Here is a 22,323-nt window from a genome sequence, read left to right as displayed (position 1 = left end):
TACATTTATGATAGAGCGCCTTTTCTTTTTTTTCTAGAATTTTGTTTCAAATCCCCGAGAACTATTTTACACATAGGACTTGTTCATAAAATGGTTCATAGTCATAACCAGCATCCATTACCTCATAGCGCAAAAACGGAAGAGGAAGCTCATCCACACCCTTTAATAGTGGGATTGCAGCCTTCCCATCATTCAAACTTCCCGACGAAAAAAGAGACTGTAAAATGTATTGGCTAGATGTACCAACAGCTAAATGTCCTTTGTAGCCGTACCAGAATACATTTTTACCTTCGCTGTTCTTTTTCACACCCCATTTTGGGTCCCTGGGAACTTCAGCACGCAATTCAGCTAAAGGTACGTCCAATTGAGCTTCGATTTTCTTTTCGAAAATGGGAAGATTAGCTTCTTTTTCTGCCTGTTCTATCAGCCATTGTTCCCGCTCATCCTTGGATTTACGCCCACGTTTTTTTGGTTCGGATTTTGGTTTTTCTTCTTTTGGTGGCGCTTGACCACGTGCTTCAAAATGAGTTGCGTCAATAGCTACAGTGTCATCGGTGATAAAGCCTTCCGCTATTGCCTGAAGGACCACTTTTTCTTGTTCCTTTTCGAGGATCTTAGAGTCACTTAGCCTCGTTAAAACTCGAGAATAAGCCGCTTCTGAAGGGGTGTTATCAGAAACAAGAAATCCACAATTCAATTTAAATACAAAGTCGTCATTTAGTCGCTTGATTAAATCTTTTATCGTTGGGATGCGCTCCACAATTCGTACAAACATAGAAATAATCATGGCAGCGTAATTCAGTTCCACGGGTGCACCAAGACGTAACTGTTTGTTTATTTCAAGGTAGATAGAATCTAAATCTACCGCGAAAATAATCGATTCATAACGTTGGGTAGGTTCCATCTCGTATAATTCTTGGATGCCAAATAAGCTTTGTTGTCGTATAATGGTCATAGGAAGTATTCCTCCAGTCTTTTTTTGGTTGTTATAGTCGACTACCATTATACAGGATCTGGGGAGGTACTTCCTTTTTTGTGTTTCAAACCCCTTGGGGCTCAAGGGCTAAGAATTATGAAATTTACTCCTATAACCAAATAAAAAGAAGTACTAATATGAATGAGTATCTATATTTTCAATTTCCAATTCTTTGGCTACATCACTTATGATTTGTCCAAGTTTGTATATAAAAAATAGCAAGGTGATTTTAACTCCTTTGGTATTTTTTGACAGAACCAATATACCTTGTTATTATCAGTTTTGGATTTGTCAATATTTTCATATAAAGTGGGGGGAGAAAGAATGTTTAAGAAAATATTAGGATCCTTGACTTCATTGGTAATGCTATTATCGATTTTTTGAGTCTATGGTCAACAGGTTAGTGCTTCAACAGTAGAATTTACTGAAGAGGTATCTGAAGATTTAGTGCTTGATTATGCTAGTTTTGGCAAGGATTATGAGATTAATGGTGTTAAAGTTTTTGGTGATGACTTCATTGAAAATGAAAAAAACTACCTTAATAGTCGTAATGTATCTTTAGTTAGTACTAATCCAGGTGGGGTTCAAACCTACTCTGTTCCAAGTTACGCTGTAAAAAAATCTCTACAATGGGCTATTAAAAATACTACAACTATTACAAATTATGTTGGTAAAATCCTAGGAAAAGATGCAGCAGTTAAAGTTGGTCAAGTAATGAACTCTCACGTAAAACCAGCTTTGAGAAAGCTAGAAAAGGCGGAAAATTTAACCTATGGTAAAATGGAAACTGCGATTAAAGGAGCACTTGAGGGACCAATTGGTAAAACTCCGGCTAGAATTGCAGCTAGTGTAATTGTAGAAGCCATCAAAATTCTTGCTCCAGTTTAAAATATTAATTAGTGAGGGATAATATGTTCAATGTTTCAGAATTAGAGGCCAGAGTACAAAAAATAGAAGATAGTCTCCCACAAATTGATAGACTTGATCAAGAGGTCTACAGTTTGACTCAAAAACTTGAAAAGGCAACTAATCTACTAATCGATATTATTGAAGAAAAAAATAGGTTAGGTGTTCATGATTTAGAATATGTCTTCTTAAAATTAAATATTGATGGAACTAAGTATCACGAATTACCCTTATTAATTAGTAAAACTGAGAGGGAATTTAGAAAAACAGGTAAATTCCCTACCATCCAGGAATTCCATCAAAAGGTAATTGAATTATTTTCGCTTACTGAAGACGATCAAAAAATCTTCACATTAGAAGTAACTAAAAATGTGCTAGAAAAATTTATGAATGATGAAGATAATACATTTCCTGTTTGTAAAATGATTCTTTCGAGTCACTAGTATTTGAAGAGGCTGGGACACAACTAGCCAAAAATAGTAAATTAAAAAGGTTCCAGGCAATAAAAAATTTGCTTGGAACCTTTTTTGTGTTTTTTTCATCTTCCGCCACTATTTTCCCGTCCATGGCGACGCTTTTTCTCAAGTTCACCGCCATCAACACAAATGCTAATTCATTTTTCACCTTCTGTTTTCCCCTAACGGAAAAACGAGTGAACCCCAAATTAGCCTTCATAAAATCGAACACTGGTTCTACATCGGTTTTACGTTTTCCGTAAATTTCACCAGTTTTCTCGACTGAAAGCTTTGTACGTACATATTCTTTTTGGGACTCCCACTTTTCGTTCATGTAGACCGTTCGATTGTTCCCTTCTTTTGCTTTCGTGCATAAATCGCGGATTGGACAGCCCGAACAGTCCTCACATTCGTACACTTTAAATTCACGGGTGAATCACGTACCTGTCTGTTCGTTTGGAATGATGGCTAAACCATACTTTCCATCCGTTTGGGTACAGAAAAGTATCTTCGTCCTCCTTATATTCCCAATTATCTACATGAAAAGCGTTGTTCTTATGCTTCTTTTTCTTCTCCTTTCGATATTGATTGTATGTAATAAGTGGTGTCCGATTTCGGTTCTCGATGACATCTTCATAATTCTGTTCACTGCCATATCCTGCATCCGCGACAATGTGTTCTGGCAGTTCGAAAAAGTTTTCTTCATTCAAGTCGAGAAAAGAAATTAAGGTGCGTGTATCTGTTGGGTTTGGGAAAACATCGTAAGCGAGCACGTATTGACCCTCCGTTGCAATCTGGACATTGTAACCGGCTCCGTTCTTCATGTAGTCGTCCTTCATGCGTATAAACGTCGCATCCGGATCCGTCTTTGAATAACTATTGCGGTTACCGAAAATCTCCATATCGTTTTGATACTTTTGTTTGCGAGTGATGAAATTCATCAATTGCTTCCGAGATTGTTTTGGTAATTTGCGTTCAGAACGGAGCTTTTTCCGTTCACTCCCAACTTCAGATGCTTCAATTGCTTTATTATATTCCTCGATTTTCTCGTCTAACTTTTCGACTACTTCTTCCATTTCTTTGACGGAAAGTTCCTCTTCTTTTTCTCGCTCTATTGCTGGGATGATCTCCTTCTCTAACAGCTCATCATACAGTTGATTGGACTTTTCAATTAGCTTATCACTATATTTTTCAACGGATTTCCGCCACACAAAGGTGAACTTATTTGCGTTCGCTTCGATTTTTGTACCATCAATAAAAATCGCTTCCTCTTCAATCAATTCCTTTTCTACGAGCTGATTTCGGAACTGGACAAAGCATTCACGTAGTATGTTTTCAATGAGTGGATTAGAACGGAAACGATTGATGGTGCGATAGCTGGGTTCATGTCCTTGAGCCAACCACATCATGCGGATACTATCCTGTAATAAAGCTTCTATTTTACGACCAGAAAACGCGGATTGCGTATATCCACATAAATTGATTTTCAACATCATACGAGGATGGTACGCAGGACGGCCGGTTTGTCGTACGAAGTCCTCGAAAGCCTCTTCCGGAATACTCTCGATAAGATCATGGATCGCAAAGGCAATATCGTTTTCTTTCAATTTAATTTCTAAATCTAGCGGCAAAACTACTTGGTTCATGGTATAATATTTAAACATAAGGACACCTCCAAAATTATTGTTTGCTTACTTTAATTTTATCAAAAGGTGTCCTTTTTGGTTATTAAAATAACGACAAAAAAGGCGTGGGGTCTACACTTTTTAGTGTAAGCTCCAACGCCTTAATTTTTATTTACTGGGGTTTTGTCCCAGCCTCATTGTAATAATTGTAGGATTTCCTTGTTTCTAAATCATCTGTGTACGACTGGTAAATCTGTTGTTATCAATAACAAAGATTTATCTAAAACTTCTACTCCAGCTATTTAATAAATAAGGTGAAAAACCTCTTGGTAATAATAGTTGAAAACACCGACATATAACAAATGCTTTGCTACAAGTCGGTATTTTCTTCGTATTCAATTATATCGCCAGGCTGACAATTTAATGTCTGACAGATTTTTTCTAATGTGGCAAAGCGAATTCCACGCGCTTTACCTGTTTTTAGTATGGATAAATTAGCTTGAGTAATATCAATTTTTTCTGCTAACTCTTTTGAAGTAATCTTTCTTTCTAGCATTACCCGATCAAGATTAATTTTTATCATTAGGGCTCCCACCTAAATCACGTTATTAGAATCGTCTTGCAAAGATATGCCGTATTTAAAAACCACATAAAGCGTATAAATGATAGCCAATAGAAGAATGTTTCCTATTAAACTTGGCGAGGAATCCGAAAAAATACCACTGACATTGTACGCATGGGCTTGTGCAAAGAACAGCTGACTAATAAACTGCAAAATGGTAAAGCTAGTGATTGAGATTAAGATTAGTTTGAGGTATGTAAGATTTTGAGAAACAAAGAAATGTTGTTTATAAATATTATCAATCATTTTATGTAGAGCGTACATAATGATAAACAAACAAGCGATGATTGCTAGAGCGACTAGGCAAGAAAGTACCAAAAACCATACGGATAGGTCTGTGTTTGTGTTTAAATCTGCATACTGTAACAATTGCTTTCTGACTCCGTTTGACACAAACAATAAGGCTCCAGACGCAAATAATAATATTAATCCAGCAAATGCAAATAAAACTTGAGCAATTAGCGACACAATTGACAGAAACTTTAGAACAGCCTTGGTAAAAAGATTCATTAGATATGCCCCCCTTATAATATATATTATTCTAAAACAATAATGGATTATTGCAAAACAGTAATTCCCTATTGCCCTAGGCCTTTTTATTTAACGTAAAATAAGGGGGGGCAAGGTGTTTTTTAATCAACCTTTATTCCAAAGCCATAGCTGATTTTAAATTGACGCGGTCAAATAAGGTTTAACCACCTCTACATATTTTGGATAAACGCGCTCCCAACTAGCTTTTCTATCCTTTACCTCTTCTCCGTTAAGTAATGTTTCGATAACTTGTAAACAAACATGCCAGCCTGCTAAGTCCTTTGCTGTATGTTCCGTTATTTCATATAGAAATTGTTTGAAAATCAATTGACAATGGCCATCCTTATCGTTCAGTTCAAATCTTACTGTGTTCTTGGGTGGCCATACGAATTCCAATACTTCTTCCATCTTCACGTCTAGAATTTCCATCTTTTCGTAGTTTCCATCTTGGAAGTCAAATAAAATATGTCCGCCTTTTTCCAATGATTTCACTTCAAGTTCAGAAAACCATTGTTTTAACTTATCATTCTCGGTTAAGTAATCCCAAACCTCTTTAGGTGAATGTTTCATCTCTCGTTCAAATACGGCTACAGGTACGTCATTGAGTTTCTTTATCGTTGCGAGCATGTTGAGCGCCTCCTTTTTCATAGGATAGCTTTAATTAGGGGGAGATTCAATTATTTTGCTATTAGGGAATAAAAAGCAATTATAAAAACGGTTGCAAAATATGTATATACAAGTTATACTATGAATTATAGAAGTTGTATATACAAGTTTAGTTGAAGCTAGGGAGGTAGGCTTTTTCTTCCTACGAATGATTGATAAATCACCAAAGAAGGAGGACTAGTGATGAATAACAAAGAATGGATCTATGCACCACTAAGTGGAAAAGTGCAAAAGTTGGAGAATGTCCCAGATCCTACTTTCTCTAATAAGTTAATGGGGGAAGGTATAGCGATTGAGCCGTCGGAAGGAAAAGTCGTTTCTCCTTTTGATGGGGAAGTTCTACTAGTTGCCGAAACAAAACATGCAATAGGTTTAAAGAGTAAATCCGGAGTTGAAATTTTAATTCATATTGGTTTGGAAACGGTAGCGCTCAATGGAGAAGGATTCGATCTTAAAGTAAACCAAGGCGATCAAGTCAAAAAAGGGGACTCTTTAATTTCTTTTGACTTGGAGTTGATAAAGGAAAAAGCATCAAGTACCATCACTCCAGTTATTATTACTAATGGAAATGAATTTGAGTTAGATCATACAACAGCCAAGTCTTCGGCCATTTTAGGAGAAACTAAATTGTTCCAAGTATCTCAAGTGGGTCAAGAGAAAAAGGCTGAAAAGAAAACAAAGGACAGTTCCGTACCATACGGAAAAGAAGCAAAAGAAATTGTAGCTGCAATTGGCGGCGAAGAAAATGTAGATATGGCAACACACTGTGTCACTAGATTACGGTTTGCTTTAAATGATGAAAAGAAGGTAGATTTAGATGCATTAGAAAGCATCGACATTGTGAAAGGGTCCTTTTCAACAAATGGGCAATTCCAAGTCATTATTGGGCAAGGAACCGTTGATAAAGTATATAAGGCAATGGTACAAGAAACAGGGATTTCAGAGGCCTCAAAGGATGAAGTGAAGCAAGCTGGTGCAGAGAAACATCAAAATATACTTCAGCGAGGAATCAAAATTTTAGCTGATATTTTCATTCCGATATTACCTGCTATTGTTATGGCAGGTCTATTAATGGGGATAAACAATGTTTTAGTTAATCCTATATTTACAGAACAATCGATTATTGAAATGTATCCGCAGTGGGCTGGAATAGCAGATATGATTAATATCATTGCTAATACGGCGTTCACATTTTTACCGGCTCTTATTGGTTGGTCAGCCGTGAAGCGGTTTGGTGGAAGTGAATTATTAGGAATAGTATTAGGCTTAATTCTTGTACATCCTGATTTGATGAATGCTTGGGGTTATGGTGCTGCCGCAGCGGAAGGCGATATCCCTTCATGGAATCTATTTGGACTAGAAATTGAAAAGGTGGGGTATCAAGGTCAAGTATTACCTGTTTTAGTTGCATCATGGGTCTTAGCCAAAATTGAAGTCTTTTTAAGGAAACGTGTTATCGATTCCTTGCATTTATTAGTTGTTGCTCCACTAGCTTTATTAATTACTGGTATTCTTGCATTTATATTAATTGGACCAATCACGTTTACTATTGGAAGCTGGATTACAACTGCAGTCGTTTCTGTTTTTGATATGGCACCGGTAGTAGGAGGATTATTGTATGGAGCATTATATGCACCGCTTGTTATTACTGGGATGCATCATACATTCCTTGCTGTTGATTTGCAATTAATCGGAACAATTGGCGGTACATTCCTATGGCCAATCTTGGCACTATCTAATATTGCCCAAGGATCAAGTGTATTTGGCATTATGTTAGCTACGAAGGATGAAAAATTAAAAGGTTTAGCAGGAACTTCTGGTTTATCAGCTTGGTTAGGGGTAACGGAACCAGCGATGTTTGGTGTGAATCTTCGTTATAGGTATCCATTCTATGCGGCGGTAATTGGCACGGCCATCGCGGGAGCATTTATTTCTTTTGGAAAGGTAAAAGCCTCCTCTGTTGGTATTGGTGGTATACCTGCACCATTGTCTATTTTTCCAGAAAGTTGGATTTCCTTCTTAATTGGTATGGTTATTGTTATCGTTGTACCTTTTCTTATTACATTCATCATTGCTAAACGAAAACTACGCTAAGAGGAGGAATATGCATGAATGAAACTTGGTGGAAAAAAGCTGTTGTCTATCAAATTTATCCAAAAAGCTTTCGTGATACGACTGGAAGTGGGACGGGAGATATTCAAGGAATTATAGAGAAACTAGATTATTTACATCATTTAGGGGTTGATGTACTATGGTTAACCCCTATTTATAAGTCACCACACAATGATAATGGATACGATATAAGTGATTATTATTCCATTGATCCGACCTATGGCACGATGGAGGACTTTGAGGAATTACTAACGGAAACCCATAAGCGCGGAATGAAATTAATTATGGATTTAGTTATTAATCATACATCGACAGAACATGAGTGGTTTAAACAGGCGATATCCTCTAAAGATAATGAGTACAGGGATTATTACATTTGGAAGGATCCAGTTGATGGAAAAGTACCAAACAATTGGGAATCTAAATTTGGAGGGCCTGCTTGGCAGTATGATGAGAAATCAGGACAGTACTATCTGCATCTATTTGATGTAACTCAAGCAGATTTAAATTGGGAAAATGAGAATGTAAGAAAACAACTAGTGGAAATGATTCAGTTTTGGGCGGAGAAAGGAATTGATGGATTCCGATTAGATGTTATTAATTTAATATCTAAAGATCAAGATTTTCCAAATGACTATTCAGGGGATGGTAGAAGGTTTTACACGGATGGTCCGCGAGTTCATGAATATTTACATGAAGTAAATCAAGCTGTTTTTTCACCATATGATATGATGACCGTTGGAGAGATGTCCTCCACTACATTGGAAAATTGTGTTTTGTATACAAATCCAGAACGGAAAGAATTAGACATGACATTTCAATTTCATCATTTAAAGGTCGACTATCCAGGCGGGGATAAGTGGACAAATGCACCATTCGACTTTATCGAATTGAAGCAAATTCTCTCTAAATGGCAAGTTGGAATGCATGAGGGTGGTGGATGGAATGCATTATTTTGGTGTAACCATGATCAACCACGAGCGGTTTCCAGATTTGGTGATGACGAGAAATACCATAATGAATCAGCGAAAATGTTAGCTACTACTTTGCATATGATGCAAGGCACACCTTATATTTATCAAGGAGAAGAGTTTGGCATGACAAATCCGAACTTTACCTCTATTGAAGAATATCGTGATGTGGAATCTTTAAATGCTTATAAGACCTTGAAAGAAGAAGGAAAGTCAGAAAAGGAAATTTTAGCAATACTAAAGCAAAAGTCACGTGACAATGGAAGAACTCCAATGCAATGGTCTGATGAAAAACATGCCGGCTTTTCGCAAGGTAACCCATGGATCAACGTAGCCGAAAATTACCAAGACATTAATGCCGACAAAGCACTTAAAGATAAAGACTCTATTTTTTATCATTATCAAAAATTAATCGACTTAAGGAAAAAATATGATATTATAACGTATGGTGACTACCAACTGATGATGGAAGATCACCCAGAAGTTTTCGCATACACACGAAATTGGAAAAATGAGAAGCTAGTAGTGTTAAGTAATTTTTATGGAAATGAAATAGAAATCGACGTACCATTGAAAGATGATGCTGGAGTACTTATTTCCAATTATTCCGATGTAAAAAGAAATATATTAAGACCTTATGAGTCGGTTGTATTTTATATGAAATAATTAGAATGATTCTTCCTTTTCTAATGAAGGAGGAATCTTTTTAAATAAGGAAAGATAGAGGGATAGATATGTCTAGAAAAAAGTATTTAGTCATTTATCATGATCTTGTGGATAAAATTCAAACAAATGTTTGGCCTAAAAATTCCTTATTACCATCCGAACATGATTTGTCCGAAATGTATCAGACATCTCGCGAAACGATACGGAAGGCGTTGAATTTATTGGCTCAGAATGGCTATATTCAAAAAGTCCAAGGAAAGGGTTCTGTAGTTATTGATTTTGATACATTTTCCTTCCCAGTTTCCGGGATTGTCAGCTACAAGGAATTGGTGGAAGAATTAGGTTTATCAAGCAAAACAATAGTGAGTCAGCTAGGCTATACGGAAGCGATGGATATTCGATACAAATTAGATGTCTCAGCCAAAGATAAAGTATGGGGCGTTACCCGAGTACGTGAAATCTCAAGTGAAAAGGTAATAATCGATAAGGACTTTTTTAATGAAAAATATGTTCCACTCCTATCGAAGGAGACTTGTGAGGATTCCATTTACCACTATATTGAAAAAGAACTTGGTTTAACGATTAGCTATGCCCAAAAGGAAATTGTAGTGGAAAATCCAACGGAAGGGGATAGAGAATTACTTGACTTAGAGGGCTTTTCTAATGTTGTGGTAATCCGAAGTCTAGTGTATCTTGATGATTCGAGTTTATTTCAATATACGGAATCAAGACACCGACCTGACAAATTCCGATTTGTTGAATTTGCGAGGAGAGTGAGAAGGTAACTGGATGGTGCCTATGTTTGGAACTTTGTCACGGACATTTTAGTTTGAGGAGAACACATTCGCCTTATGAGTGCCCGAACGAGAACGGTGCTGATATCACGGAAGCGAGTGCTGATATCACGGAAGCGAGTGCTGATAACTCGGAGATGAGTGCTGATATTTCGTGGATGAGTGCTGATATCCTGAGGCTGAGTGCTAATATTTCGTGGGTGAGTACTGATATCTCGAAGGCAAGCTTGTGCTGATATCCCGAAACAAGTGCCGATATTTTGATATTTGCAAGAAGTTTTTAGAAGGTGAATCCATGGAAAATAGCCCATGTTTAAATTACATGGGCAACCATTAGCAAGAGATAGGTAATCCCGCTATTAAAAAAGCATTTCAACCCCTAACCAATGGAAGAGTACAACATCGGAATGAACCACCCGATTTGATGATTTCAGAAAACTCTACCTCTATAACATCAAATCCTCGGCTATTTAATTCCTTGTTCAAACGTTTGTTTGAAGAAATACTAATTAGTTTTTTATTACCAATGGAAAGGACATTGGGGCCTAAAGAAAATTGTTCCTCTTCTGTTACGTCAATTAGATGATAATGTTTTTGTAACTCTTTAAGAGAAGATTCATTGATCCCAGGTTTAAAAATAATTGCTGTGTCAGGACTGATGATATTAAATGTACAATCCAAATGAAGAATATCTTTTCGGATTCGGACAGGAATTACCTGAAAATCCGAGAGTATTGTCTGTAAATGGTGGATAGCGGGAAGCGTGGTTCGGTTGCTTATCCCGACCCATACTTTGTTGTTATCTACTATTACATCTCCGCCTTCTATGGACTTTGTTTGAATTTGATGAAATGGAATTTTCCTTTCATCTAGCCATCCTTTTAATACATCACTTTCAGGTTTCCTTAAGTCTTTGTTTAACGCAGCAAGAAAAAACTTATTCCCTATTGTAAAACCAATATCTCGTGTGAACACCTGCTCATTTAATTCCTTTTTCGGTTCAAAAGAAATGACATGAATTCCTTCGTTCTCTAATGTTTCAATAAAATGAGTATGTTGCTTCATGGCGACAGCAGTATTAATATTTTCTTGAATGTAATGCCGTTGCGTTACATTAATCACATCTGTTATTTTCATGAAATTAGGTGGAACAACAATAACATGCTTTAACGGATCGTATTCATTAAAGCAACTAATACGGAAATTCTGGTCCAATGTTGGATTTTCCATTTTGTTTCCTCCCAATGATTAGATTGAACGAGGGATTACTTGGACTCTGATTCTCTTTCCTTTTTATCATTAGGTATATATTTTGTGAAATATACAGCGAAAATAAGGGAAATAAAAGCTAGTCCCCAACCTACCATCCCACTCCAATACAGGTCTAAACCGATCCCGATGATAATAAACACGATGCTAAGCAAAATAAGAATGACAGTAAGATAGCGTTTCACTATTTTCCCTCCTTAAGACCTTCACTATATATTTTATATCCTTTTTGTTAAAAAATGTTAAGTAACCTTCATAGTATACCAAAACAATGGGGTAAGCATGCCAATAGACGATTTTGTCGCTTTTGTAGGTGAGAAAATATAAAATTTTTTCCGTTTACATAAGTGGAACGAAGGAAATTGCCTATAAAGCTTGTCAAATGCGAAGTTTTCTAAGCAGATAATATAATATGCTAAGGAAAAAGAGGGGTACGGTGAAACGAAAATTGGACTTGTTCTTCTTGTAATATGTCGTATTTTATTCGCCTGTTCATTATCAGATGACATTACTTTCAAAGTAAATATGCTTATTAAGGTAAAAGTAACATTACAACCAAAAGAATATACCGAGGAAATAACTATTTCGACATTGGGGATAAACATTTATCAGGTTTATCAAAATGGAATAGGAAAAATGGTTATGGTTTTGTACCTATGTTGGATAAAATAAGGGACCTAATTAACATTACTAGCATAATTCGACTCAAGCAAGAACACAACTGGCACTCAAATGCATGCTCAAAAAAGAAAAAAGTTGAAACAACAAGGATATTGACCATCAATGAACGTAATTAATGTTGATTTAATCACATGGCCAAGAAAAGTAAATTTACATGTCCGGAAGAGAAAAAGAATAGACTGGAAGAATTAATGGCTACTCTAGAACCGAAAAAAATCCAATTATGGGGGCAATGAAAATTAATACGAAAGTAAACCTAAATTACTAATATTATTTTAAAACTAGAACTATATAAAAATACTCCTAAATTTATCCCGACATTTGTTAATTACCCCTAATTGGATGTGCTATCAAGTAGTTCCCTGTCTCAATTAACAGACAATGAATTAAAGGATTCGAATAAGAAGTATAAGATGAAGTTCCATATGTCTTAACGGAGCTTGTATTTCCTAAAGTTAGAAATGCTCATCTCTTTTGATGAGCATTACTTTGTTATTCTATATTTGTTGTTAATGATGACTTTAACGATGTACAGAGCTACGCCAATGATGATGATTGTTAGTGAATGAATATTTATTGTTCTACCAAAGTCAGGTGTTGCAATAAAGATACAGACTGATAATCCTATATAGGCCGTACAAATCAGCCAAACTTGTAGGAATTCAACCCATTTTTTTGTTTTCTTTTCTTTAAACGAGGAGTTTTTTAACCATCTTATTATAATCATGATAGTTACTGCTAGTAATATCATATTTATAACTACAATAAGTAATCCTGAGCCGATTGGAATAGAAAAATAATTGTTACCTAGGCCAAAAAAGTAATAAAGGCCAAATCCAATCACACCTTGAAAGATAAGGATAATAGCTGCCAAATCAAGAATCAGAAAGGCAATGAACGATACATTTTTGGAAGTTTTTTCTCCTGGTATTTCTGATATTAATTCATTACAATAAGCTTTTAAATCTTCTCCAAATACCTCTTTAGCTGTTTGCCCATTACGATCAGCTTCTAGTAAATGCTCCAATAATTCTAGAAGTACTTCTTCTGTTTGTTGTTCCGATTTATTTGTGGATAATCGAATGTAAGATAACATATCCTCATAATATTCTTTATTAACATCACTTAGTAGTTCTCTTTTTTCATTATTTAACTTAATAATATCTTTCGCATCCATATTATTCCCTTCCTTTGTATAAGATGGATTCTACAGGTCCCTTAATGGATTCCCATTGTTCGATAAAATTCTGTAGTGACTGTTCTCCTTCTTCTGTTAGTTGATAATATTTTCTCTTTGGTCCAGAGTCAGAGTCTTTCATTTCACCAACAATTAGTTTTTCTTTTTGAAGTCGGAGTAAGATAGGGTAAATAGAACCCTCGCTTACATTAGATAAACCATATTCCTGTAACCTCATCGATAATTCGTAGCCATAAGTGGGAGTTGTTTTAATAATAGATAAGATACACCCTTCTAAAACGCCTTTTAGTAATTGACTACGCCTAGACATGAAAAACACCTACCTTGTATAGCCATATAGTTACCTAAAAATATTAGCTATCTTGTTTTGCAAAGTAGCTTTGTTTTATATTATAAAGTATTTCGTATTCTTTTTAAAGAATTTTTGATATGATATTTTCAGCTATTACTTTTTAATAAAAAGGAGCTTTATATTTTATGGAATGGAAAAATATTTACCGTGGTTTAATTATGGGGGCAAGTGATGTCATACCAGGAGTGAGTGGGGGGACCATTGCTGTATTACTTGGTATTTATGACAGATTAATTGCTGCAATAAACGGTTTCATAGGAAAAGAGTGGAAGAAACATTTAGGATTTTTAATTCCTTTAGGTATAGGAATGGTTACCGCTATATTCCTATTGTCTAATGTGATTGAATGGTTATTTGAACATTATCCTGCTCCAACCAAATTTTTCTTTTTAGGTTTGATTCTTGGTGTATTACCTTTCTTGTTTCATAAAGCAGATGCAAAGAATACCTTTAAAGCAAAGCATTTTATATTATTAGCAATTGGTATTATTATAGTTGGTTCCATGGCATTTTTCAGCCCAACAGAGGGAGATGTTATTAAAAATATCACAGGAACGACTTATATTTTACTTTTTGTTTCTGGTTTTATTGCAAGTAGCGCGATGATTCTTCCAGGTATTAGTGGGTCTTTTATGTTATTACTTCTAGGTATGTATACGACAATCATCTCCGCAATAAGTAATTTACAATTCGATATTATTATTGTAACAGGTATAGGAATTGTGCTGGGAATTTTATTTATGAGTAAAGTAATTAATTACTTTTTAGAAAATCATTACACCGTAACCTTTGCCATTATTATTGGACTAGTAATCGGATCTGTTTTTGTAGTATTTCCTGGCTTTCCTTCAGAAACATCATTAATATTGTTGAGTATCCTAACATTTGCAGTCGGATTATTTGTTGCTTATATACTTGGTAGAGTAGAATATAAGTAAAATAACAAGGAGTGGACTTAGATGGAATATATTCAAACAAAAGAAAAGTTTAACGAAGTCATTCAAAGTTCAGAACCAGTCATTGTGAAATTCTTCGCTGATTGGTGTCCGGATTGTAAACGGATGGATATGTTTATTGGAGGAATTCTAGAGGAATTCAATAATTATAAATGGTATGAAGTAAATACGGATGAAATCGAAGGTATTGCACAAGAATATGAAGTAATGGGTATACCAAGCATTTTAATCTTCCAAAATGGTGAGAAATTAGCGCATCAACATAGTGCCTACACTAAAACACCAGAATCTGTTACAGAGTTTTTGCATCAACAACTAGGTTAAACTAAAAAGACGATCGTTCAAAAAGAATGGTCGTCTTTTTTTTACGCTTCCCATTTAATGACCCGACTACATCACACCGCCCTCATTGGAAGACGGTGTAAAAAGTAGTCATTTCTTCGCCTCTAAGTTTCTTTTCATATAGGAAGCAATCTTTTGTTCGTCTTCCCGTCCAGACTGTTCAAGCTCTTGAATGATTAATCTTTGTCGTTTTTGGGGATGGTTTTGACTTAATTTAGCCTTACCTTCCATTTTATCGATCTTTATCTTAAATCCTAGACATATGAATTATTCGCTCCTTTAATGACGGTAAATTTTTTCCGCAATCTGACCCTATAAATTTCCCTTGTTATGTGACAAGTTTAAGACCAATTGCTGAGCATAAAACCATGGTTATAAAAATAATCCTCTTCCAGTTCTTTGATTCCCCATAAAATATCATCCCAATTAGTGCGCCGCCAACGACGCCAATTCCTGTCCAAATTGCATAACCTGTTCCCATAGGAATAAATTGCAACGAATAACTTAATAATGCAAGGCTTGAACCAAACCCTAAAATTAATAAAACGACTGTTTTCCAATTTCGCTTGACAGAGAGTTGATTGATCATTGCAACACCAAATGTCTCCAATAATCCTGCCAAAATCAATGTAAACCAAGCCATCAGGATTCAGCTCCTTCTTCAGACTTATCAGGTGTGACTAATTTCAAACCAATTACTCCAGATAATAGTGTTATGATTAAAATAATTTTCCCCCATTTGAATGATTCTCCAAAGAAAAGAATCCCCGCAATGACAGTGCCTGCTGTTCCTAATCCTACAAAAACGGCATAGACCGTTCCCGCTGGAAGTACTTGTGCTGCTGTAATCATTAAATAGTTACTAATTACAATAGCGATAACAGTTCCAGTCCATGTCCAAAAATCATATGCATGTGTCAAACCAATCACCCAAAAAACTTCCAAAAAGGCTGCAACAAACACTTTAATCCAGTTTCGGTTCATGAAAAACACCTCCAACTTTATTATTGTTTACTAGGAAATTATAAAATTTGCTGCATATGGATAATTATTCAGAAAAGGCCACGTCCGGCTCCAGCGCTCAGCGACTAGCGAGACTTCCTTCACCTCCGTACGATAAGTCAACATCGACTCACTCCGTTCGTCGTGTTTCCTTTATCTCCTACGGCTCAGTCCAGTCCGTACGTCGCTAAATGGGCGCTTACTCCTTTGTTCTTACAAAGAAAAAAGCCCTGGGAGACAACTGTAAAAACAGTTTCTCCCGGGCTTTTATCCCTCCGTGACATAGTAGTTTACTATGAGTTTTCTCTCGGACCAGACCAACATGGTAGAGTTGCGGAACCCTAGAAAACATTTAATGGATGCAATTTCTTCCCATTATACACAAATTTAAAGATGATTCAAGTTTTTCTTAAGTATCTTAACGTTTGCAGTCGGTTTATTTGTTGCTTATCTAACTGGTAGAGTAGAATATAAGTAAAATAATAGATGGAATATATTCAATCTGTAACATCAACAACTAGTTAAACGAAAAAGACGATTGTTCCAAAAAGAATGGTCGTCTAGCAGGAAAATAAAAAAGCCTTTCCCGTCCGGGGCCCCGATTACTTGCCTGACCGTAAAGAATTACATAAGTGCATATGCCACATTTTCTAATAATGTAAACGGCTGTATTACACACATTTAATCTTTTATGCATAATTTATTTATAGGTCAGGAAGAAAAAGAGGTGTCATTATGTATTATGGAACTAACTTTCATCCCCATTTTGACCGACCCTATTATCGCTCATCGACTCCAATGAATTATCCATTTCCGCAAGCCTTTCATCAACAGGAGCCGAATTATTCACAGGCGTCATCATGGAATCAACAACAAGGAATGAATCCTTCACAATCGTTTCTACCGGGTCATCCACAATCATTCCCGATGGAACAACAGCCGATGAGCGAACATGCTAATCAAACACCTTATGAGTATTTTCAAAAGCCAGAACAACCAATGAATTGGCCGAATAATGCCGCGTTTGAACCGAATCAAATTCAACAACAACCTGGGATGCCTCCGAATGTAATGTCACAATTTCAAAAAGAGAATGGCCAATTAGATCTGGATAAAGTTCTTGGTACGGTTGGTCAGTTGGCACAGACGTATCACCAAGTGGCCCCGATATTTCAACAATTTAGTTCCTTTATGAAAAACTTTAGAGCAGGAGGCTGATACAATTGAATAAATATCAGCCTTTTTTTCACCGGAGTTTATCCCACTCAAGCTTCTGGGTAAACAAAGAGGGTAGGTGAGAGATCAACAGCCCGAAAAGGCTAAGTGCAACTAATGGAAGTATTCCTTATAGAATTTAGAAAGGGGGTAATTATATAAAGAATAATTACCTTAGTCTCGGTTATTCTAACTTTACATTAGAATAAAAGTTAAATTGGGATAAGGAGGGTCTATATGATAGGTTGTTTAGTTATCCATGGTTTTACTGGTGGACCATATGAAGTAAATCCATTAGTTAACTTTTTAAAAGAAAATACCGATTGGCATATAGAAGTTCCTACACTTCCCGGTCATGGTAGAGAGCTGGATTTGAAGGACACAACATATAAAGAATGGATTGATGCAGCGGAAGAAGTTTTGCAGAGAATGACTGAAAGATTTAAAAGAATATACTTAATTGGTTTTTCTATGGGGGGGATGATTGCGGCTTACTTAGCAGCAAAATATACAATAGAAAAACTCGTACTACTTGCACCAGCGAGAAAATACTTATCATTTAAACAAATTGCTCATGATATCGGCGAAGTTGTAGAGGATAGTGTAAAGGGAACGTTAGATGAGAATAAACTATACACACATTATAAAAATAAATTGGGAACGGTACCGATGAAGGCAAATATTGAATTTATGAAATTAGTCAAGTTTACAAAGCCATATTTACATGAGGTGAAGGCACCAGTACTAATTGCACAAGGTAGGCAAGATGGAATGGTTCCGTTTAAAACGCTTTATGATCTGGATAAAGAATTAAGTTCAGAGGAGAAAGAGCTTGTGTTATTTGAAAGTTCCAAGCATTTGATTTGTTTAGGGGAAGATAAAGATACATTAAACCAAATGGTATATGACTTTCTGTTGAAATAAGAGAGAGATAGGTTGATGATCCAATCTCTCTTATTTAGTAAATTTTGTTCACAAGTAGGAAAGCATCATAATCTTTCCCATCTGGGGCTCCGATTACAAGCCCCACCGCAAAGAATTCTATAAGTGCAAGTATCCTAACTAATCTTTAAAAAAGGAAATGACGATTGCTCCTTCTCCTCCATATGTGGAGATTAAAGGTCCGGTTTCCATTAACAAGGCATCTTTGAATTTAAAGTTTTCTTGTATTTGGCTAAGAATGGTTTTGGCGCGTTCTTCATCGTCGCCATGTGACATAGAGATAATTTTATCTTCCATATTTTTTGCCTGTTCTCCAATTTGTTCTATCAATCGTCGGATGGATTTTTTATCGCCTCGCACTTTTTCACTTACTTCAATCGTTCCTTCTTCACTACCCCGCATTAATAGGCGGATATTAAGGGTTTTTGCGATGGTGCCTTTTACTTTATCTAATCGTCCACCGATAACAAGGTTTTCTAATGTTTTTAATACAAATAATGTTGCTGTTTGCTGAACCCTTCCATGTATATGTTCTACTAGTTCATCAAAGGTAAGACCTTCTTCTATTTTCCTTCCAGATTCATGCAATAGTAAAGCAATACCACAAGAAGCTGTTTTCGTGTTGATCACTTCTATTTGCCGATTAGGTTCTTCTTCAAGAATCATGTTTTTTCCTGCAACCGCATTTTCATATGAACTACTTAAGCCTCCTGAAATGCTTAGCATTAAGATTGGTTTGTTTGGATCCATTTCTTTATAGTATTGATAAAAATCATTTGGACTTGGTGTTGATGAGCGCGGTAGTTCTTTTAAATCTTTAATTTTTTTAAAGAGTTTTTGTGACTCAACTTGATCCGAATTATATTGTTCATCACTAAAATGTAAATACAGTGGGACAATTTTAATATGCAATGATTCTTTTAACCAATTCGGAATATCTGCCCCACCATCCGTCATTAATTGTATATTCATGTATTCACCTACTTATATAAGTTAGAATTATTTATTACTCTTTTTAGATATCGTAACGCTGTTTTTTCTTGAGGTGCTTAATATAAATAAAAACAGACCAAAAATAACAATCGTACCGCCTAATAGTTGGGACCAAATCATGGTTTCCTTAAGTATAATGTATGCTAATAATGTTGCAGCAATTGGTTCGAAAACAATGGCCATGGATACAGTCGAGTTATTTAGCCATTTTATTGCCCAATTAAATAAAGAATGCCCCAAAAATGTTGGAATGACGGCTAAAGCTAAAAAGATATACCAGTTTTTCATTGAATAATTTCCGAACGGATTTTGCATGATGATGTTATATAATAATAGTGTTATCATTCCAACACCGTACACGATATAGGTATAGGTGATTAAGGATAAACTTTTACGTGTTTTTTGTCCTGATAGGATATAAATAGCTAAGGAAATGGATGCTACAATAGCTAGTAAGTCCCCATAAATAAAGGCATTGCTCTCTTGATAATCTCCCCAGCCAATAATAGCGCTACCAAATAAAATAATAATTAAACTAATGGTGGAGCCGGATGAGAAACGTTCTTGTGATAAAAAATATGTTCCTAAAAAAACAAAAACTGGATGGATTGTAATAAAAATAATGGAGCTTGTTACGGTAGTATCATTAAGTGATTCAAACCATAATACAAAATACGCCGCTAAGAATATTCCAGAGATAACAGCTAATATCCAATCTCTATAATTTATATTTCGAAATTCTTTACGATACTTAGATAATATAATAGGTGTCATAATTAAAAAAGCAATTAGTAATCGATAATTAGCAATAATTGCCGATGGTACGCCGTTTGTTAATTTGACAAAAATCGGTGACGAAGATACAGCAATTACACCAATGATTACGGCAATATATGGATTAAATGGAGGGATGCGCATGATCAACTCCCTTTCAAATTATGTATGTAAAAATAACAGTAGTATTATTTTATTTTACCATGCAGTGTTCAAAAAATCACGAAACTGGTTAGGTAGTAGATATTATGAATGTATTTGTGGTATGATAAAGAATGCGTAGTTTGAGGCCTCTTACCAATTTTGGTGACGCCTTTTTTGGCAGAAGGGGAGTATGAAAATCATTCCCACTTGCATAAGTACAACTAAGGCATGCGCCTAAAAGCTTGGTGGATACCAAGTTTTCTAATACTTTACAATGATGAATGTCAATAAAATTGTGATTTTATATAAGTTTACCTTTAAATAAGATGGAAACACTATTTAAATAAAGTATGAGAAAATGTTTTAGATGGCCTCTTTTGCAGAAATTTTCACAAAAAAAGGAGTAGACTATTAGGTGACTACATTTAAAGATTTAGGTGTCTCAGCCCCTATTTTGAAAGCAATAAATAATATGGGATTTGAAGAAGCGACACCAATACAAGCACAAACAATACCACTCGGAGTTGAAGGTAACGATGTGATTGGACAAGCGCAAACGGGAACGGGGAAAACGGCGGCGTTTGGAATTCCAATGCTTGAAAAAGTGGATACGAAATTAAGAAAGATTCAAGGACTTGTTGTTGCTCCGACAAGAGAACTTGCAATACAAGTAGCCGAGGAATTAAATAGAATTGGTAAACATACTGGAGTCCGTGCATTAGCTATTTTTGGTGGACAACCGATGGATCGCCAAATTCGTGCATTGAAAGACGGCCCACAAATTGTTGTGGCTACACCAGGAAGATTGCTGGACCATATGAGAAGAAGAACAATCCATATAAGTATGGTTCAAATTGCAGTATTAGATGAAGCGGATGAAATGCTGAATATGGGCTTCATTGACGATATTCGTGAAATTTTAAAAGCTATTCCAGAAGGTCATCAAACATTACTATTCTCTGCAACAATGCCTAAAGAAATCCGCGAAATTGCGACTACCTTAATGAATAATCCGAAAGAGGTAAAAGTGAAAGCGAAGGAAATGACGGTAGAGAATATTGATCAATACTTTATTGAAATTCCTGAAAAACAAAAGTTCGAAACATTAAACAACCACTTAGATATTCATTCACCAGACTTAGCTATCGTTTTCGCAAGAACGAAAAAACGTGTGGATGAAATAACGGAAGGATTGCAGGCTAGGGGCTATCGTGCTGAGGGGATCCATGGCGATTTAACCCAAGGTAAACGTATGTCAGTATTAAATAAATTTAAGCATGGACGTCTTGATGTTTTAGTAGCGACAGATGTTGCTGCGAGAGGTTTAGATATTTCAGGAGTAACTCACGTATATAACTTTGATATTCCGCAAGACCCAGAAAGCTATGTACACCGTATTGGTCGTACAGGTCGGGCTGGAAGAACAGGGGAAGCTATTTCGTTTATCACTCCACGTGAGATGGCGCATTTAAACTTAATTGAGAAAGTAACAAAAAGTAAAATGAAGCGTCTAATGCCTCCATCTTATAAAGATGCTCAAAGAGGTAAACAACAATTAACGATAGATAAATTGTTGAGAACGATTGAAAGACATGATCTAAAAGATTACCATGAAGCAGCAAATGAATTATTAGAAAATCATGATTCTGTAACTGTTATAGCGGCTGCTCTTAAATTAATGACCAAAGAACGTAAAGATACCCCTGTAACGATTTCATCTGTTGCTCCAATTAGCGTCAAAAAGGCAAAAGGTGGCGACAGACGAAACAGATCAGGTTCAGGCAACAAACGTTACTATGGCGGACGCAACCAAGGTGGCAGAAACCAAGGTGGCAGGAACCAGGGCGGAAGAAACCGCAAAGGAAATTACCAAAAGAGCCGTAATAATAGTAAATAAAAAAATGAGGATGGTCCTTGGTAGGGATTATCCTCATTTTTTGTTCTCATTTTTAGAAACCTTGTCGCTTTCCTACCCGATATCAGTATTCATTCCTATATATCAGTACTCACAGGCAACGGATATCAGCAGATTCAATCCTATATATCAGCACACTCGGCTAGGCCCCCTTATTCCGGACACTAACTGGATATTTCTTTGTTTTTCTTAGAATTCCTAAAGTATATTGGAAAT

General features: G+C 35.9%; 22 protein-coding genes, 2 pseudogenes and 1 riboswitch. Of the genes and pseudogenes, 10 read left to right on the top strand and 14 right to left on the bottom strand.

All coding sequences use genetic code 11. The features are described 5' to 3' along the window. Positions 1 to 76: 76 nt before the first annotated feature. Positions 77 to 955, bottom strand: a pseudogene (locus KM885_RS16405) (transposase); the annotation flags it as partial. A gap of 468 nt (positions 956 to 1,423) precedes the next feature. Between KM885_RS16405 and KM885_RS16400 the strand changes: the two are divergent. Together KM885_RS16400 and KM885_RS16395 are read left to right on the top strand one after the other, a co-directional pair. After that, positions 1,424 to 1,864, top strand: a complete 441-nt coding sequence (locus KM885_RS16400) for a hypothetical protein (RefSeq protein WP_216884275.1) — start codon at positions 1,424 to 1,426, stop codon at positions 1,862 to 1,864. Between the two features lie 23 nt (positions 1,865 to 1,887). After that, entirely contained in the window at positions 1,888 to 2,325 is a 438-nt protein-coding gene (locus KM885_RS16395) for a hypothetical protein (protein ID WP_047184976.1), read from the top strand. Here the strand turns inward: KM885_RS16395 and KM885_RS16390 are convergent. From KM885_RS16390 to KM885_RS16375, 4 genes and pseudogenes are all read right to left on the bottom strand, one after another. Continuing rightward, a pseudogene (locus tag KM885_RS16390) lies at positions 2,267 to 4,001 on the bottom strand (IS1182 family transposase). The gene KM885_RS16395 and the pseudogene KM885_RS16390 overlap by 59 nt on opposite strands. Before the next feature lie 331 nt (positions 4,002 to 4,332). Then, on the bottom strand, positions 4,333 to 4,545 hold the full coding sequence (locus KM885_RS16385; protein ID WP_047186220.1) for a helix-turn-helix domain-containing protein: 213 nt from the start codon (positions 4,543 to 4,545) through the stop codon (positions 4,333 to 4,335). Between the two features lie 12 nt (positions 4,546 to 4,557). Then, complete coding sequence (locus tag KM885_RS16380; protein WP_216884274.1) at positions 4,558 to 5,094, bottom strand: DUF2975 domain-containing protein; 537 nt, start codon at positions 5,092 to 5,094, stop codon at positions 4,558 to 4,560. Positions 5,095 to 5,250: 156 nt separating this feature from the next. Next, positions 5,251 to 5,742: an SRPBCC family protein gene (locus KM885_RS16375; protein ID WP_047186218.1), complete on the bottom strand. Its 492-nt coding sequence runs from the start codon at positions 5,740 to 5,742 to the stop codon at positions 5,251 to 5,253. Positions 5,743 to 5,964: 222 nt separating this feature from the next. Between KM885_RS16375 and treP the strand changes: the two genes are divergently transcribed. The 3 genes from treP to treR all read left to right on the top strand — a co-directional run bounded on the left by treP (position 5,965) and on the right by treR (position 10,315). Further along, positions 5,965 to 7,875, top strand: a complete 1,911-nt coding sequence (treP, locus tag KM885_RS16370; RefSeq protein WP_083452547.1) for a PTS system trehalose-specific EIIBC component — start codon at positions 5,965 to 5,967, stop codon at positions 7,873 to 7,875. A gap of 14 nt (positions 7,876 to 7,889) precedes the next feature. After that, complete coding sequence (gene treC / locus KM885_RS16365) at positions 7,890 to 9,530, top strand: alpha,alpha-phosphotrehalase (protein WP_047186217.1); 1,641 nt, start codon at positions 7,890 to 7,892, stop codon at positions 9,528 to 9,530. Positions 9,531 to 9,598: 68 nt separating this feature from the next. Next, positions 9,599 to 10,315 carry a trehalose operon repressor gene (treR, locus tag KM885_RS16360; protein ID WP_047186216.1) on the top strand — a complete coding sequence of 239 codons (717 nt, stop codon included), beginning with the start codon at positions 9,599 to 9,601 and terminating at the stop codon, positions 10,313 to 10,315. Positions 10,316 to 10,696: 381 nt separating this feature from the next. On the opposite strand, the gene KM885_RS16355 is transcribed toward treR, so the two are convergent. The 4 genes from KM885_RS16355 to KM885_RS16340 all read right to left on the bottom strand — a co-directional run bounded on the left by KM885_RS16355 (position 10,697) and on the right by KM885_RS16340 (position 13,782). After that, complete coding sequence (locus tag KM885_RS16355; RefSeq protein WP_216884273.1) at positions 10,697 to 11,554, bottom strand: dimethylarginine dimethylaminohydrolase family protein; 858 nt, start codon at positions 11,552 to 11,554, stop codon at positions 10,697 to 10,699. A gap of 35 nt (positions 11,555 to 11,589) precedes the next feature. Next, positions 11,590 to 11,778, bottom strand: coding sequence for a hypothetical protein (locus KM885_RS16350; RefSeq protein WP_047186214.1), 189 nt, complete (start codon positions 11,776 to 11,778; stop codon positions 11,590 to 11,592). 980 nt (positions 11,779 to 12,758) lie between these two features. Next, complete coding sequence (locus KM885_RS16345) at positions 12,759 to 13,451, bottom strand: DUF1129 family protein (protein WP_145523847.1); 693 nt, start codon at positions 13,449 to 13,451, stop codon at positions 12,759 to 12,761. A gap of 1 nt (position 13,452) precedes the next feature. Then, positions 13,453 to 13,782 carry a PadR family transcriptional regulator gene (locus KM885_RS16340; RefSeq protein ID WP_060668410.1) on the bottom strand — a complete coding sequence of 110 codons (330 nt, stop codon included), beginning with the start codon at positions 13,780 to 13,782 and terminating at the stop codon, positions 13,453 to 13,455. A gap of 167 nt (positions 13,783 to 13,949) precedes the next feature. Between KM885_RS16340 and KM885_RS16335 the strand changes: the two genes are divergently transcribed. Continuing rightward, positions 13,950 to 14,762 (top strand): DUF368 domain-containing protein, encoded by an 813-nt coding sequence (locus KM885_RS16335; RefSeq protein WP_216884272.1) that lies wholly within the window; start codon positions 13,950 to 13,952, stop codon positions 14,760 to 14,762. A gap of 21 nt (positions 14,763 to 14,783) precedes the next feature. Next, positions 14,784 to 15,104: a thioredoxin family protein gene (locus tag KM885_RS16330; RefSeq protein ID WP_047186210.1), complete on the top strand. Its 321-nt coding sequence runs from the start codon at positions 14,784 to 14,786 to the stop codon at positions 15,102 to 15,104. Positions 15,105 to 15,212: 108 nt separating this feature from the next. Here KM885_RS16330 and KM885_RS16325 read toward each other — a convergent pair whose 3' ends face one another. From KM885_RS16325 to KM885_RS16315, 3 genes are all read right to left on the bottom strand, one after another. Continuing rightward, the gene (locus KM885_RS16325; protein ID WP_216884271.1) at positions 15,213 to 15,353 is read right to left on the bottom strand and encodes a hypothetical protein; all 141 of its coding nucleotides are present in this window, start codon (positions 15,351 to 15,353) and stop codon (positions 15,213 to 15,215) included. Between the two features lie 97 nt (positions 15,354 to 15,450). Next, on the bottom strand, positions 15,451 to 15,765 hold the full coding sequence (locus KM885_RS16320) for a DMT family transporter (RefSeq protein WP_060668407.1): 315 nt from the start codon (positions 15,763 to 15,765) through the stop codon (positions 15,451 to 15,453). Then, a complete protein-coding gene (locus tag KM885_RS16315) occupies positions 15,765 to 16,106 on the bottom strand; it encodes a DMT family transporter (protein ID WP_047186206.1) in 342 nt (113 codons plus the stop codon). The genes KM885_RS16320 and KM885_RS16315 overlap by 1 nt, the downstream gene beginning before the upstream one ends. Positions 16,107 to 16,378: 272 nt before the next feature. Continuing rightward, a riboswitch (guanidine-I (ykkC/yxkD leader) is annotated at positions 16,379 to 16,480 on the bottom strand. 379 nt (positions 16,481 to 16,859) lie between these two features. Between KM885_RS16315 and KM885_RS16310 the strand changes: the two genes are divergently transcribed. Beyond that, complete coding sequence (locus tag KM885_RS16310; protein ID WP_216884270.1) at positions 16,860 to 17,342, top strand: YppG family protein; 483 nt, start codon at positions 16,860 to 16,862, stop codon at positions 17,340 to 17,342. A 234-nt stretch (positions 17,343 to 17,576) separates the two neighbouring features. Then, the gene (locus KM885_RS16305) at positions 17,577 to 18,263 is read left to right on the top strand and encodes an alpha/beta hydrolase (RefSeq protein WP_047186204.1); all 687 of its coding nucleotides are present in this window, start codon (positions 17,577 to 17,579) and stop codon (positions 18,261 to 18,263) included. Positions 18,264 to 18,401: 138 nt separating this feature from the next. Here the strand turns inward: KM885_RS16305 and KM885_RS16300 are convergent, their stop codons facing one another. Continuing rightward, entirely contained in the window at positions 18,402 to 19,253 is an 852-nt protein-coding gene (locus tag KM885_RS16300; RefSeq protein ID WP_047186203.1) for a DegV family protein, read from the bottom strand. Positions 19,254 to 19,280: 27 nt separating this feature from the next. Beyond that, positions 19,281 to 20,192, bottom strand: coding sequence for a DMT family transporter (locus tag KM885_RS16295; RefSeq protein WP_047186202.1), 912 nt, complete (start codon positions 20,190 to 20,192; stop codon positions 19,281 to 19,283). A 415-nt stretch (positions 20,193 to 20,607) separates the two neighbouring features. On the opposite strand from KM885_RS16295, the gene cshA reads away from it, so the two are divergent. Then, positions 20,608 to 22,089, top strand: a complete 1,482-nt coding sequence (gene cshA / locus KM885_RS16290; protein ID WP_338113694.1) for a degradosome RNA helicase CshA — start codon at positions 20,608 to 20,610, stop codon at positions 22,087 to 22,089. Positions 22,090 to 22,323 lie beyond the last annotated feature (234 nt).

This window comes from Oceanobacillus caeni, from assembly GCF_019037185.1.
Taxonomy (GTDB): Bacteria; Bacillota; Bacilli; order Bacillales; family Amphibacillaceae; genus Oceanobacillus; species Oceanobacillus caeni.
This window is presented reverse-complemented; position numbering and strand designations above follow the sequence as displayed.